This window comes from Methylobacterium sp. WL19 (genome assembly GCF_008040005.1).
Classification (GTDB): domain Bacteria; phylum Pseudomonadota; class Alphaproteobacteria; order Rhizobiales; family Beijerinckiaceae; genus Methylobacterium; species Methylobacterium bullatum.
The window spans coordinates 38,344-52,299 of record NZ_VRVC01000015.1; the positions used below are offsets into that span (position 1 = coordinate 38,344).

Annotated in this window: 14 protein-coding genes and 1 pseudogene; 7 read left to right on the forward strand and 8 right to left on the reverse strand. The window is 69.0% G+C overall.

All coding sequences use genetic code 11. The features are described 5' to 3' along the window. Positions 1-4: 4 nt before the first annotated feature. The 3 genes from FV220_RS05170 to FV220_RS05180 all read right to left on the reverse strand — a co-directional run bounded on the left by FV220_RS05170 (position 5) and on the right by FV220_RS05180 (position 3,622). Positions 5-1,003, reverse strand: a complete 999-nt coding sequence (locus FV220_RS05170; protein WP_147830016.1) for an Hsp33 family molecular chaperone — start codon at positions 1,001-1,003, stop codon at positions 5-7. 400 nt (positions 1,004-1,403) lie between these two features. After that, on the reverse strand, positions 1,404-2,372 hold the full coding sequence (argF, locus tag FV220_RS05175) for an ornithine carbamoyltransferase (protein ID WP_246689384.1): 969 nt from the start codon (positions 2,370-2,372) through the stop codon (positions 1,404-1,406). 56 nt (positions 2,373-2,428) lie between these two features. Next, positions 2,429-3,622: an aspartate aminotransferase family protein gene (locus tag FV220_RS05180; RefSeq protein ID WP_018044105.1), complete on the reverse strand. Its 1,194-nt coding sequence runs from the start codon at positions 3,620-3,622 to the stop codon at positions 2,429-2,431. Positions 3,623-3,963: 341 nt separating this feature from the next. Here FV220_RS05180 and FV220_RS05185 point away from each other — a divergent pair, with 341 nt between their 5' ends. Next, complete coding sequence (locus tag FV220_RS05185; protein WP_018044106.1) at positions 3,964-4,437, forward strand: RidA family protein; 474 nt, start codon at positions 3,964-3,966, stop codon at positions 4,435-4,437. Between the two features lie 2 nt (positions 4,438-4,439). After that, positions 4,440-5,192: a glycerophosphodiester phosphodiesterase gene (locus FV220_RS05190; protein WP_147830018.1), complete on the forward strand. Its 753-nt coding sequence runs from the start codon at positions 4,440-4,442 to the stop codon at positions 5,190-5,192. A gap of 56 nt (positions 5,193-5,248) precedes the next feature. Here the strand turns inward: FV220_RS05190 and FV220_RS05195 are convergent, their stop codons facing one another. Then, complete coding sequence (locus FV220_RS05195) at positions 5,249-5,656, reverse strand: hypothetical protein (RefSeq protein WP_147830020.1); 408 nt, start codon at positions 5,654-5,656, stop codon at positions 5,249-5,251. 158 nt (positions 5,657-5,814) lie between these two features. Here FV220_RS05195 and FV220_RS05200 point away from each other — a divergent pair, with 158 nt between their 5' ends. From FV220_RS05200 to FV220_RS05210, 3 genes are read left to right on the forward strand one after another with little or no spacing between them, the layout of a single operon-like run. Next, complete coding sequence (locus FV220_RS05200) at positions 5,815-7,074, forward strand: GNAT family N-acetyltransferase (protein WP_056142481.1); 1,260 nt, start codon at positions 5,815-5,817, stop codon at positions 7,072-7,074. Continuing rightward, positions 7,071-8,231, forward strand: a complete 1,161-nt coding sequence (locus FV220_RS05205) for a M20 aminoacylase family protein (protein WP_147830022.1) — start codon at positions 7,071-7,073, stop codon at positions 8,229-8,231. The genes FV220_RS05200 and FV220_RS05205 overlap by 4 nt, the downstream gene beginning before the upstream one ends. Beyond that, entirely contained in the window at positions 8,228-8,716 is a 489-nt protein-coding gene (locus FV220_RS05210; RefSeq protein ID WP_147830024.1) for a glutathione peroxidase, read from the forward strand. The genes FV220_RS05205 and FV220_RS05210 overlap by 4 nt, the downstream gene beginning before the upstream one ends. Before the next feature lie 3 nt (positions 8,717-8,719). On the opposite strand, the gene FV220_RS05215 is transcribed toward FV220_RS05210, so the two are convergent. Continuing rightward, on the reverse strand, positions 8,720-9,664 hold the full coding sequence (locus FV220_RS05215; RefSeq protein ID WP_056142489.1) for a cation diffusion facilitator family transporter: 945 nt from the start codon (positions 9,662-9,664) through the stop codon (positions 8,720-8,722). 114 nt (positions 9,665-9,778) lie between these two features. Here FV220_RS05215 and FV220_RS05220 point away from each other — a divergent pair, with 114 nt between their 5' ends. Next, a complete protein-coding gene (locus tag FV220_RS05220; RefSeq protein WP_056142492.1) occupies positions 9,779-10,225 on the forward strand; it encodes an HIT family protein in 447 nt (148 codons plus the stop codon). A gap of 4 nt (positions 10,226-10,229) precedes the next feature. On the opposite strand, the gene FV220_RS05225 is transcribed toward FV220_RS05220, so the two are convergent. The 3 genes from FV220_RS05225 to FV220_RS05235 all read right to left on the reverse strand — a co-directional run bounded on the left by FV220_RS05225 (position 10,230) and on the right by FV220_RS05235 (position 13,070). Beyond that, on the reverse strand, positions 10,230-10,625 hold the full coding sequence (locus FV220_RS05225; protein ID WP_147830026.1) for a PilZ domain-containing protein: 396 nt from the start codon (positions 10,623-10,625) through the stop codon (positions 10,230-10,232). Positions 10,626-10,717: 92 nt separating this feature from the next. Further along, positions 10,718-10,945, reverse strand: a complete 228-nt coding sequence (locus FV220_RS05230) for a hypothetical protein (protein WP_027173053.1) — start codon at positions 10,943-10,945, stop codon at positions 10,718-10,720. Between the two features lie 67 nt (positions 10,946-11,012). Then, positions 11,013-13,070 carry an NAD(+) synthase gene (locus tag FV220_RS05235; RefSeq protein ID WP_147830028.1) on the reverse strand — a complete coding sequence of 686 codons (2,058 nt, stop codon included), beginning with the start codon at positions 13,068-13,070 and terminating at the stop codon, positions 11,013-11,015. Positions 13,071-13,358: 288 nt separating this feature from the next. On the opposite strand from FV220_RS05235, the pseudogene FV220_RS05240 reads away from it, so the two are divergent. Further along, positions 13,359-13,956, forward strand: a pseudogene (locus FV220_RS05240) (DNA translocase FtsK); the annotation flags it as partial.

Sequence of the window (13,956 nt, forward strand, 5' to 3'; positions counted from 1 at the left end):
CGCCCTACCCCGCCGGATCGATCTCCGCCTCGGCCGGGTCGATGTCGTAGCGGCGCGAGCAGAACTCGCAGGTGATGCCGATGCGCCCGTCCTCGGCGATCATGTCCCGGCGTTCCTGGGGCGAGAATGAGCGGATCATCCCCATCACGCGCTCGGGCGAACAGCGGCAGCGCTCGTGGATGGCCTGCGGCTCGAACACCCGCACGCCGCGCTCGTGGAAGAGCCGGTAGAGCAGGCGCTCGGAGGAGACCTCCGGATCGACCAGTTCGTGGTCCTCCACCGTGTTGACGAGGCTGCGCGCCTCGACCCAGGCATCGTCCTCCGGCGCCGCGCCCGCATCGAAATGAGCGTGGCCCTCGGGGATGTCGCCGGGGGGTAGGTCGGCAAGGCGGGCGCGGTCGATGGATTGCGGCAGGAACTGGATCAGGAGTCCGCCGGCACGATAGCTGTTGGTGCCGTTGGCGAATTGCTCGGCCACCGCGAGGCGGACCTGAGTCGGGATCTGTTCGGATTGGCGGAAATACTGATGGGCCGCCTCTTCCAGGCTCTGGCCTTCCAGGGCCACAACACCCTGGTAGCGGCTGAAATCGTTGCCCTGGTCGATGGTCATGGCGAGGTGGCCCTGCCCGATCAGATCGGCATCCTTGAGAGGGGCGCTTCCCAGAGCTTCGATCCGCGCGGCGTCGAATCGTGCCGTGGCGCGCAGGCGGTCGGGCGCCACGAAATCCACCACGATCATCTCCACCGGACCATCGGTCTTGGTCTGGAGCTGGAACCGGCCCTCGAACTTCAGGGACGAGCCCAGCAGCACGGTGAGCGCCGCCGCCTCACCCAGCAGACGCGCCACCGGGTCGGGATAGCCGTGGCGGCGCAGGATGGTGTCGACGCTGGGGCCGAGCCGGACCACGCGACCGCGCACGTCCAGCGCTTCCACCGAGAACGGCAGGGCGACGTCGTCGGCGCCGTCGATGATCGTGGGGGAAATCTCGTGTCCGGAGGTCATGGCCTCTCCATGTCTTTTGTCCATCCGGTCCGCGGACCGAACGCATTGGCCCGATTCTCGATCTCGACCTCATCCTGAGGCGCCGTAGCAAAGCGAAGGCCTCGAAGGAGGCCTCCAGTTCGCGCGACGAACACTGGAGACCTCCTTCGAGGCCGCTTCGCGGCACCTCAGGGTGACGTCGCGCGGGGGATGAGCAACGCTGCGAGGATCGCGACTGTCTGCATCGTCGAGTATGGGACTCGACCGCCTACCGTGCATCCAGGACCGGATATAGGGATGAGCTCGCCGTTTCACACGGCCTTCCGTCCCGCGCGAACACCACATCCGCCACCGGCCCAGTCGGAAGGTCTCGACCGAGATCGTCGTCAGCGGATATGGGCGAGCGCGTCCGGGCCGTTCCTCACGCCCCCAGGCACCACGCCAGAATGCCCTTCTGCGCGTGGAGCCGGTTCTCGGCCTCGTCGAACACCACCGAGCGCGGGCCGTCCATGATCTCGGCCGTCACTTCCTCGCCGCGATGGGCGGGGAGGCAGTGCATGAAGATCGCGTCGGTCTTGGCCGCCGCCATCAGCTTGGCGTTGACCTGATAGGGCGAGAGCAGGTTGTGGCGGTAATGCTCGTCGTCGTCGCCCATGGAGACCCAGCAATCGGTGACGACGGCATCCGCCCCGTCCACCGCCTCGAAGGCGTCGGTTGTGACGTTGATGCGCGCGCCCTCGGCCCTGGCCCAGGCGAGGAGGGACGGCGGGGCCGACAATTCCAGGGGGGCGGCGATGTTGAGGGTGAAGTCGAACCGTGCCGCCGCGTGCACCCAGGAGGCCAGCACGTTGTTGGCGTCGCCCGACCAGGCGATGGTGCGCCCCTGGATCGGCCCGCGATGCTCCTCGAAGGTCAGCACGTCGGCCATGATCTGGCAGGGATGCGAGACCTTGGTCAGGGCGTTGATCACCGGCACTTCCGCAAAGTCGGCCAGTTCCAGCATCGTGTCGTGGTCGAGGATGCGGATCATGATCGCGTCGACGTAGCGCGACAGCACGCGGGCGGTGTCGCCCACGGTCTCGCCCCGGCCGAGCTGCATCTCGCTGCCCGTCAGCATCAGCGTCTCACCGCCGAGCTCGCGCATGGCGACGTCGAAGGAGACGCGGGTGCGGGTGGAGGGCCGATCGAACACCATCGCCAGCGTCTTGCCCGTCAGCGGGCGCTCGGCGGCGATCTCGCCCTTGCGGCGACGGCCCTTCATCGCGGCCGCGGAGGTCAGGACCTCACGCAGATCCTCGCCGGAGAAGTCCTTCAGGTCGAGGAAGTGGCGGGGCCTGGTGGCGGTCCCGTTGGTCTGGGGAATCATCGGCTCGTTCTTCGTGTTGGGCATATCGACGTTGCGGGCGTCGCGGTCCGGCGACGAGTCCGGACCCGGACGGCCATGCGTTACTCCGCGGCTCCGCGCATCTGCGCGCCGAGTCGTCCGGCCGTGGCGTCGAGGCGCTCGACCGCCTCGGCCACCTCCGCCTCGGAGACGATCAACGGCGGCAAGAGTCGGACCACGTTGTCGCCCGCGGGAATCACCAGCAGGCGCTCGTCGCGCGCCGCCGCGGTGAAGGCGGTGTTGGGCACGCCGAGCTTGAGCCCGAGGATGAGGCCGGTGCCGCGAATCTCCGAGATCACCCCCGGATGCCGGTCGATGACGGCGCCGAGACGCTGTTTGAGGAGCAGGCCCATCCGCAGGACGTGGTCGAGGAAGCCGTCGGCGAGCACCACGTCGAGGACGGCATTGCCCACCGCCATGGCGAGCGGATTGCCGCCGAAGGTGGTGCCGTGGCTCCCCGCCGTCATGCCGCGCGCGGCCTCCGCCGTGGCGAGGCAGACGCCGAGGGGGAACCCGCCGCCGATGCCCTTGGCCGCGCTCATGATGTCGGGTGTGACGCCCGCCCATTCATGGGCGAACAGGCGGCCCGTGCGGCCGACGCCGGTCTGGACCTCGTCCATGATCAGGAGCAGGCCGTGCTCGTCGCAGAGCGCCCGCAGGCCGCGCAGCATCTCGGTGGGCACCGTGCGGATGCCGCCCTCCCCCTGGATCGGCTCGATCATCAGGGCGGCCGTCTCCGGGCCGATCGCCGCCACCAGCGCGTCGTGATCGCCGAAGGGCACCTGGTCGAATCCGTCCACCTTCGGGCCGAAGCCGTCGATGTACTTCTGCTGTCCGCCCGCCGCGATGGTGGCCAGCGTCCGCCCGTGGAACGCACCCTCGAAGGTGACGATGCGGAAGCGCTCCGGGTGTCCGCCCGCCGCATGGTACTTGCGCGCCATCTTGATGGCGGCCTCGTTGGCCTCGGCCCCGGAATTGGCGAAGAATGCCACGTCCGCGAAGGTCGCGTCCACGAGCCGCCGGCCGAGGCGCTCGCCCTCGGGGATCTCGAACAGGTTCGAGGTGTGCCACAGCTTCTGCGCCTGGGTGGTCAGGGCCTCCACGAGGTGCGGATGGGCGTGGCCGAGGGCGTTGACGGCGATGCCGGCGCCGAAATCGAGATATCGCTCGCCGTCGCGCGTCACGAGCCAGGCGCCCTCTCCGCGCTCGAAGGCGATCGGAGCCCGGGCGTAGGTCGGCAGAAGGGCGGATGTCACGATCCCGACTTCCCATCGTCAAAGCGGGCACACGGACGTGCCGCGGCACCAAATGAAAGTGCCGCCTCGAAACCGGGCGGCACCGCTGTGATTACTAGAGAATTGGCCGGTTCTGTCAATGATCGGCCGGGTTCATATGCCTGACATGCCTGAGGGTTAAGCTGTGCGCGAGGACACGATCCGGCGGTCCCGCCGATGGTCCTGCGATGCCCGCGCGGCGGGTGCGGCTCGGATGGCCGGGAACGCGGCTCCGAGCTTGCGCGGCTCGGAGCAAGTGTGCTCTGTGCCGCCCCGTCGGGCGCGCCCCCGAAAATGGCATGCCTTCAGGGAAGGACGGACGGATGAGCACGGTCAAGGAACGCCTGGATGCCCTCGGCCTGGTGCTGCCGAAAGCCGCGGCCCCGGTGGCGAATTACGTACCCTTCATCCGCACCGGCAATCTGGTGATCATCTCCGGCCAGATCTGCTTCGGCGCCGACGGCAAGCTCGCCGATGCCCACAAGGGCAAGCTCGGCGCCGAGATCTCCCCGGAGGCCGGCATCGCCGCCGCCCGGCTCTGCGCCCTCAACGTGCTGGCTCAGGTGCAGGCGGCCGTGGGCGATCTCGACCATGGCGTCGTGCAATGCCTGCGCCTCGGCGGCTTCATCAATGCGGTGCCGACCTTCGCCGGCCTCGCCGGGATCATGAACGGGGCCTCCGACCTGATGGTCGAGATCCTGGGCGATCGCGGCCGACACGCGCGCTCCACCGTGGGCGTCGCCGAACTGCCCCTCGACGCCGCCGTCGAGGTCGAGGCGATGTTCGAGGTCAAGTGAGGATGGGGTCGAACGCCCCCGCCTGGCTCACCGCGACGCCCATCGCCCATCGCGGCCTGCACGACCGGGCCGCCGGCATCCCCGAGAACACCCTGGCGGCGGTGAAAGCCGCCATCGCCGGCGGCTACGCCATCGAGTGCGACGTGCAGCTCAGCGCCGACGGCGAGGCGATGGTGTTCCACGACGAGGCGCTCGGGCGCCTCACCGGCGCCGTCGCCCTCGTGGCCGAGACGCGGACGGACGCCCTCCGGTCCCTGGCGGTGGCCGGCTCGCCCGAGACGATCCCCACCCTGCCCGACACCCTCGCCACCATCGCCGGCCGGGTGCCCCTCGTGGTCGAGGTCAAGTCGCGCTTCACCGGCGACCTGCGCCTCGTCGAGCGCGTGGCCGCCATCGTCTCGGGGTATGACGGCCCGGTGGCGGTGAAGTCCTTCGACCCGGCCCTGATCGAGGCCTTCGCCGGTCTCGCGCCGGACATCCCGCGCGGAATCGTCGGCGAGACCGCCCAGGACGATCCGGCCTATGCGCTGATGCCGGAGAGCCTGCGGCGCTCACTCTCCGACCTGCTGCATCTCGAAGCGAGTCGCCCCGATTTCCTGTCCTGGCGCGTGGACGACCTGCCCTGTGCCGCGACCTATCTCTGCCGCCATCTCGGCCGGATGCCGCTGATGACCTGGACGGTGCGCAATCCCGACCAGCGTCAACGCGCGCACGAGCACGCGGACCAGATGGTGTTCGAGGGGTTTCGGCCCTGAGGATCGGCGTGATGGGGGGCGGTCTTCCTGTGAACGACGATGCGAGGGCCGACGGTCTATTTCGGAATCGGGACAAGTCCGTCGAGGAAGGCCGTGACTTCGCGGCGGTTCCAGGATGCGCCATCGGTCCAGAATCGGAGCAGGGCTAGGTGGTTGAGCCGCACCCATGCGATCACGAGCGGTTTCGCCAGGCGGGAAGCGCCCTTGGGCAAGAAATCGTCGCGCACTTTCGGATCGGCTCCGATTGACACGATCAGGCAGGGCAGGTCGCGACCGGCACGGTCGGGATACCATTTCACCCGAGGGCCGTGCGAACCCAGCGCCGTCGAAACGAAGATCGTGCCGAGGACGTTGGTGTCCTGCTCATCGAGATTGGCCATCTCGATCAGGACATCGTCGGCGAAGTCATCCGGCGGTGCCCGCCTTTCGCTGCCGGGGCGGACATCGAGAGCCGTCGGTCCCATCTATCTCATCCCTCCTCGGGAATAGTTTCCGTCATTCTTGATCCAGGGCCCTTCGAGCCGCAAGGGCCGTGTTCTACGAGATCGGCCCCCGGAGGCGGTCGGCGTCTGCGTCCGCACCGCGCGCTTGTCCCCTCGCCCGACAGGGTTAGATTGCGGTCATGGAAAAGACCGGACCGGTAGCCGAGCCAGAACTGGATCCCGCACCGACCCTGCAGGTGCGCGCGGTCACCGGCCTCGCCGAGATCCCGGCGGCGGAGTGGGATGCCTGCGCCACGTCGCCCGAGACCCTGGCGGCGGGGGACGAGACCCACAATCCCTTCGTCTCCCACGCCTTCCTCTCGGCCCTGGAGGATTCGGGCTGCGTCTCGCGCAGGACCGGGTGGCTGCCCCTGCATGTGGCGGTGGAGCGCGAGGGGCGGCTCGTCGGGGTCGCGCCGTGCTATCTCAAGTCGCACAGCCAGGGCGAATACGTGTTCGATCATGGCTGGGCCGATGCCTACGAGCGCGCGGGCGGGGCGTATTACCCCAAGCTCCAGGTCAGCGTGCCGTTCACGCCGGTCACCGGCCCGCGCTTCCTCATCGCGCCGGGCCAGGACGTGGCCGAGGCCGCCTCCGCGCTGATCGCCGGGTTGCGCGCGCTCCGGGCGGAGACCAAGGCCTCCTCGATCCACGTCACCTTCATGCAGGAGCGGGAATGGGAACAGGCCGGCGCGCTGGGGCTCCTCCAGAGGCTCGACCAGCAGTTCCATTGGGACAATGCCGGCTATGCCGGGTTCGAGGATTTCCTCGGGGCGCTCTCCTCGCGCAAGCGCAAGGCGATCCGGCGCGAGCGCCGCGACGCCCTGAGCCAGGGCATCACCATCGAGCACGTCACCGGCGCCGACCTGACGCCGGCCCATTGGGATGCGTTCTACGAGTTCTACGCCGATACCGGCGCGCGCAAATGGGGCCGGCCCTACCTCAACCGCGAGTTCTTCGGCCTCATCGGCGAGCGCATGCCGGAGCGCATCCTGCTCATCATGGCCAAGCGCGAGGGCCGCTACGTGGCAGGCGCCATTAATTTCGTCGGCGATGTCGCGCTCTACGGCCGCAACTGGGGCTGCGTCGAGGACCACCCCTTCCTGCATTTCGAGGTCTGCTACTATCAAGCCATCGATTTCGCGATCCGGCGCGGGCTGAAGCGGGTCGAGGCCGGGGCGCAGGGGGAGCACAAGCTCACCCGCGGCTACCGGCCGGTGCTGATGCATTCGGCCCACGACATCGCCGATCCCGCCCTGCGCCGCGCCGTCGCCGATTATCTCCGCCGCGAGCGCGACCATGTGCTCGAGGCGGCCTCGGTGCTCGGTGAGATGACGCCGTTTCGCCGGGACTGCACGATGGCCGATCCCGAGACCGAAAAGGACGAAGAGCGCCCATGAGCCCGATCGACCGTATCAAGGCCTTCGCCGACGACCTCACGGCGATCCGCCGGGACATCCATGCCCATCCCGAGATCGGTTTCGAGGAGGTGCGGACCTCGAACCTCGTGGCCGAGCACCTCGCAAGCTACGGCATCGAGGTCCATCGCGGGCTCGGCGGAACGGGGCTCGTCGGCGTGCTGCAGGGGCGCTCGGCCAACGGCCGCCGCATCGGGCTGCGGGCGGAGATGGACGCGCTGCCGATCGAGGAGGAGACCAACCTCCCCCATCGCTCCACGATTCCGGGCAAGATGCACGCCTGCGGCCATGACGGCCACACCACCATGCTGCTCGGCGCGGCCCGCTACCTCGCCGAGACGCGGGATTTCGACGGCACCGCCCTGTTCGTGTTCCAGCCGGCGGAGGAAGGGCTCGGGGGCGCCCGCGCCATGCTGGCCGACGGGCTGTTCGAGCGCTTCCCCTGCGACGAGATCTACGGGCTCCACAACACCCCCAGCGGCCCGCACGGCAAGCTGAAGATCCGCCCCGGGCCGATGATGGCGGCGGCGGACTTCTTCGATATCCGCATCACCGGGCGCGGCGCCCATGCGGCCGAACCGCATCGCGGCCTCGATTCCATCGTGGCGGCCGCGGCCCTCGTCCAGGCGCTGCAATCCATCGTCTCGCGCAATGCCGACCCTCTGAAGAGCGCCGTGCTTTCGGTGACCCAGATCCATGCGGGCGCGGCCTATAACGTCATTCCCGAGGGCGCCCATCTCGCCGGCACGGTCCGGACCTTCGATCGGGCCGTGCGCACGCTCGTCTCGCGCCGTATCCGCGAGGTCGCCCAGGGCATCGCCCTCGCCCACGGAGTCGAGATCGGGGTGGAGATCCGCGACACGTTCTCGGTGCTGGAGAACAGCGCCGCCCATGCCGCCGCGGCGGCCGAGATCGCCCGCGAGATCTTCGGGTCCGAGGGGGTCGACGACGACACGGTGCCGCGCATGGGCAGCGAGGATTTCGCCGACATGCTGATGGTGGTGCCGGGGGCCTATGCCTGGATCGGCGGGACGCCGGGACCCGGCCTGCACAACGCTGCCTTCGATTTCGACGACAGCATCATCCCCCTGGGCAGCTCCTACCTCGCCCGCCTCGTCGAGAAGCGCACCGCCGCATGACCAGCCTGTTCGATTTCACGCCCAAGGCCGCCGACGGTACGCCCTATCCCCTCGACCGGCACCGGGGGCAGGTCGTGCTCGTGGTCAACACCGCCTCGAAATGCGGCTTCACCCCGCAATACGAGGGGCTGGAGGCGCTCTGGCGCAAGCACCGCGAGGAGGGGCTCGTGGTGCTCGGCTTCCCCTGCAACCAGTTCGGCGCCCAGGAGCCGGGCGATGCCGGGGAGATCGCGCAGTTCTGCAGCCTGACCTACGATGTCAGCTTCCCGGTCCTCGCCAAGGTGGAGGTGAACGGGGCCGGCACCGACCCGGTCTTCGCCCATCTGAAGCAGGAGAAGCCCGGCCTCCTCGGCACCAAGGGTATCAAGTGGAACTTCACCAAGTTCCTGGTGGGCCGCGACGGCAAGGTCATCGGCCGCTACCCGCCCACCGCCAAGCCCGCGGATCTCGAAGGCGACATCGCGAAGGCCCTGGCCGGCACTTGAGCGTCAGGCGGCGGATTCCTTCGCCTGGATCTCGATGAAGACCCGCTTCACCGCCGGGTTACGCGCCTTCAACCGGGCGTCCAGACGGCCGACCATCGCCTCGACCTCGCCGGCCTTGAGGTCGTCCTCCATGTCGAGGCTGACATTCACCAGGATGTCGGAGGGGCCGAGATGCTGGGTCAGCACCGCGTTGACGTGGCGGACGCCGGGCTCGGTCCGTACCGTCTCCTCGATCACCGCCACGGTCTCGGGGGCCGCCGCCTCGCCGACGAGGAGGCCGTGCGTCTCGATCATCAGGAACAGCGCCATCCCGATCAGGATCGCGCCGATGCCGATGGAGGACCAGCCGTCGAGGCTGGGCATCTGCAGCCATTCGGCGAGGATGACTCCCGCCAGGGCGACCATCAGCCCGAGGAGGGCGGCGACATCCTCGATCAGCACGGTGAACAGGGCCGGATCCTTGCTCCGGCGGATCGCGGTGATCGCCTCCCGGTCGCCCTTCTCGGCCCAGAACGCCTTGAGGGCGACGGCGCAGGAATAGCCCTCGGCCAGGACCGCGAAGCCGAGGATCGAGAGGTTGACCCAGAAGCCCGGAATGGTTCGGCCGAAGATCACCGCGTCGGCGGAGGCCTCCGGGTAGTGGATCTTGTGGATGCCCTCGTAGACCGCGAAGGCGCCGCCGCCGAGGAAGATGAACAGCGCGACGATGAAGGCGTAGAAATAGACCTCGCGCCCATAGCCGAAGGGAAAGCGCGCATCGGCCGGCTTCTTGGCCCGCGACAGGCCGACGAGGAGGAGGATCTGGTTGGCGGTGTCCACCAACGAATGCACGCCCTCCGCCAGCATGGCCGAGGAACCGGTGAAGAAGGCGCCCACGAACTTCGCCGCCGCGATGGCGAGGTTGGCCCCTGCGGCGGTGTAGATCGCGCCGTTGCTCTCATGCGCCATGCCGGCGAAACTCTCATCGAAGGGACGGCCCCGCGCCGTGGACGCCGGGGGCCAGTCTGTGCAAGGTCCGGCCGGAAAACCGCAGACGCACATCCGCGATGGAGACCGGCCCCGATGTCCTCAAACGCCGAAGCTGCGCAGTACGATCCGCAGAACGTCTTCGCCAAGATCCTGCGCGGCGAGATTCCCGCCCACAAGGTCTACGAGGACGAGCACACCCTCGCCTTCATGGACGTGATGCCCCAGGGGCCGGGTCATACCCTGGTGATCCCCAAGGCCCCGGCGCGCGGGCTGCTCGATGCCGACCCGGATTCCCTCGCCGCCACCGTCAGGACCGTGCAGCGCGTCGCCCGCGCGGTGAAGACGGCCTTCGCGGCCGACGGCCTGACTGTCTTCCAGTACAACGAGCCGGCCGGCGGGCAGACGGTGTTCCACCTGCACATCCACATCGTGCCGCGCTTCGACGGCGTGGCGCTGGGCCGGCATACGGGGGGAATGGCCGACAGCGATCTCCTCGGCATCCACGCGGCGCAGATCCGGGCGGCCCTCGACGCGGCGTGAACGATCAGGCGACGCTGGCAGGTGCCGGTGTCGCGGCGATCAGCCGGCGCAAGGCGGCGTTCTCGGCTTCGAGTTCGGCAATGCGACGGATCAGGGTCAGCATCGCGGCCGGATCGGCCTGGGGCGACGGAACCGGAGTGGCGGCTGTGGTCTCGTCCACGAAGGCGACGCCGATGCCGTCGGCACGGCGCCAGCGCAGATTCGCCTTATAGGTCCGCTCCTTCTGGGGGATGAAGAGGTCGAACATCTCCGGAAGGGTCGCGGTCTCTGTCAGGGCGAGGCGCGCGCCGATCGACGACAGGTCGCGCACGAGGCAATCCATGCTCGACGCGCCGTTGTTGAAGATGATGCGGCCCTTGAGGAACGTCCTCTGCCGCGCTTCCTTGCGTTTGTCCGACATGACGGTCGGCCTCCGACTCCGCTTGGTGCGACCGGCCGGACCATCGCATGAGGTCCCTTAAGGAATGATCGCCGCGGCGAGGGCGCTCCCGCTCAGTTGAAGCGCCGGTCCATGGTCTCGAACAGGTAGAAGCCGTTGAAGCGCACCGCCGTGGTCGCGGCCCGCTCGTCGAAATCGGCCGGGGCCTCGGCTTCGTCGCTCAGCCGTCCGCTGAACGCCCAGTTCCGTCCGCTGAGGAAGCTCGGAACGGCACGGCTCTCGGGCACCGCGCAGCACAGGCCGCTGACGCTCTTCAGGCAGAACACGTTGTAGCTTTGCATCGGTCGGTCTCCGACTGGCCACCCCGACTCTGGCTGATAGTGGCATAATCGGACCGGAGTGTGTCGATCAGTTTTCCGGGACGTTGCGGGTGAGCTCGTCGAGCCAGATCCGGGCATTGCCGTCGGAGGGGGCGCGCCAGTCGCCGCGCGGCGAGAGCGAGCCTCCGGCCGCCACTTTCGGGCCGTTGGGCATGGCCGAGCGCTTGAACTGGCTGAAGCCGAAGAAGCGCTGCAGGAACACGCCGAGCCAGGCGCGGATCTCCGGCAGCGCATAGGCCTGGCGCTTGGCTGCGGGAAAGTCCGGCGGCCATGCGCCGCGTTCCGCATCCTCCCAGGCATGAAGGGAGAGGAAGGCGATCTTCGAGGGCCGGAAGCCGTAGCGCAGGGTGTAGAACAGGTTGAAATCCTGCAGCGCATAGGGGCCGATCTTGGCCTCCGTGCTCTGGGGCGAGCCGCCCTCCTCCGTGGGTACGAGCTCGGGCGAGATCTCGGTGGCGAGGATCGCCTGCAGGGTGGCGTTGGCGCCGCTGCCGATCTGGCCGCTGGCGATGACCCAGCGGATCAGATGCTGGATCAGCGTCTTGGGCACCCCCGAATTGACGCCGTAATGGCTCATCTGGTCGCCGACGCCGTAGGTGCACCAGCCGAGCGCAAGTTCCGACAGGTCGCCCGTGCCGATGACGATGGCGCCGTTGTGGTTGGCCAGCCGGAACAGGTAATCGGTCCGCAGCCCCGCCTGCACGTTCTCGAAGGTGACGTCGTAGACCTGCTCTCCCCGCCCGAACGGGTGGCCCATATCGGCGAGCATCTGCCGCGCCGCCGGCCTGATGTCGATCTCCCCCGCCGTGGTGCCGAGGGAAGCCATCAGCGCGTGAGCATTGTTCTTGGTGGCGTCCGACGTGGCGAAGCCCGGCAGGGTGTAGGCGAGGATGTCCGACCGTGGGAGGCCGAGCCTGTCGAAGGCCTTCGCGACCACGATGAGGGCATGGGTCGAATCGAGGCCGCCCGAAATACCGATCACGGCCTTCTTAGTGCCGGTGGCGGCGAGCCGCTGGGCGAGGCCCGCCACCTGGATGTTGTAGGCCTCGTAGCAATCCTGGGCGAGGCGGGCGATGTCGGAGGGCACGAATGGGAAGCGCTCCACCCGGCGCATCAGGCCGAGATCGCCCGAGGGCGGATCGAGCCGGAAGCGGATCGTGCGGTAGGAGAGGCCGCGCCCGCGCGCATTGTCGTCGAAGCTGCCCGCCTGGAGCCGCTCCTGGGCCAGGAGATCGAGGTCGATATCGGCCAGCGTCGCAACCGGACCGGCGGCGAAACGCTCGCCCTCGGCGAGGCGGATGCCGGCCTCGTCGATGCTGGTCTGGCCGTCCCAGGATAGGTCGGTGGTGGATTCGCCGAGGCCCGCCGCCGCGTAGACATAGGCGCAGGCGCAGCGCATCGAGGCCGACCGCGTGAGCAGCGCCCGGGAGTCCGCGCGCCCCACGGTGATCGGGCTGCCCGACAGGTTGGCGAGCACGGTGGCGCCGGCCAAGGCCGCATCCGTGCCGGGGGAGGCGGGCACCCAGAGGTCCTCGCAGACCTCGATGCCGAGGGTGAAGCCGGGCAGGTCGTCCGCCGAGAAGAGCAGGTCCGTGCCGAACGGCGCATCGCCCCCGCCGAGGGTGATCGATTCGCCGAGGAGGCCGGCGCCGGAGGCGAAATGGCGCTTCTCGTAGAATTCCCGGTAGTTCGGCAGGTAGCTCTTGGGCACCACGCCGAGCACCCGGCCGCGATGGATGGCCAGCGCGCAATTGTAGATCCGGTGGCGCCAGCGCAGGGGCGCGCCGACCACCAGGATGGGTGTCAGCTCGGCCGAGGCCGCGACGATGCGGGTGATCGCCGTCTCTACCGCGTCGAGGAGGGTCGCCTGCAGCAGCAGGTCCTCGATGGCATAGGCCGAGACGCAGAGTTCCGGAAACACGGCGAGGACCGCTCCCTTCCGATGACACTTGCCGGCGAGCGCCAGGATCTCGTCGGCATTGCGCTCAGGATCGGCCGGATGGCTTCGTCCGGCGCAGGCCGCCACACGGGCGAAACCGTGACGGTAGAGGGACTTGAAGGCGAAGCTTCGTGTGGTTTCGGCCAAGGGGCGGGGTGCCTCTCGCAAGGGTGACGCAGCGTCCGCGGCGCGCGGGGCTGAGCGGGCAGGCTCTGCCGAGGGAAACCCGTTTGATCCGAGACGCTTCATCGGGTTCCCTCATCTAACCCGTTACACGCCGGGGCTCCAGGGGGAGGCGAGCGCGCCCGGTCTCCGGAGATCCGACACTTCGCGGCATGCGGGCAAGCGTCTGTTAACGACGTTGGCTCTAGCTTGGGGAAGAACCGCTCCTGTCGAGGACGCGGACCCGTACCCTTCGAGTCAATCCAGAGCATCATGCGCGCATCGGGACGGCCTCCCTATTCTCATCGTGATCCCTCCCGGCCCGGACGCGGCGGCGACCGCCCCGGCCTGACCTTGGGCGCCCTCGCGCACAGGCTGATCAGCCTGCGCGCAAGCCTGACCCGGCGCCTCGCCGGACCGCCCCAGCGCCCGAGCCTGGTCTCGCCGCGCCCCGCGCAATCCTGGCTCACGGCCCCCCGGGACATGGTGCACGACGCCCCCGCTCCCCAGGCCCAGCCTTGGTTGGAGCAGGGCAAGTGGGCCGAGGCGCAGGCCTGGCCGGACCATGTCTTCGACGACCGCGCCACCCCCGATCTCGCCCGCTCCTCGGGCATCGCGGCCATGGACTCGACCGGCGAGAGCCGGATCGACCACGGCGCATCGAGCCCGCGCGTGCTGATCCGTTCGCCGCGCCGTCCCGCTTCGATCACCCCGGAGGGCTACGACGCGCCGGCTCATTCCGCGCCCGAGCCGGACGCCCCGGCGGTGCGCTACACCCGCACTCCGGATCCGGTGCTGCAGGAGCGTCGCCAGCGGGCGCTCGATGCCGAGCGCCTGGCGCAGGAGGAGCAGGTCCGTGCCGCGCGGCAGG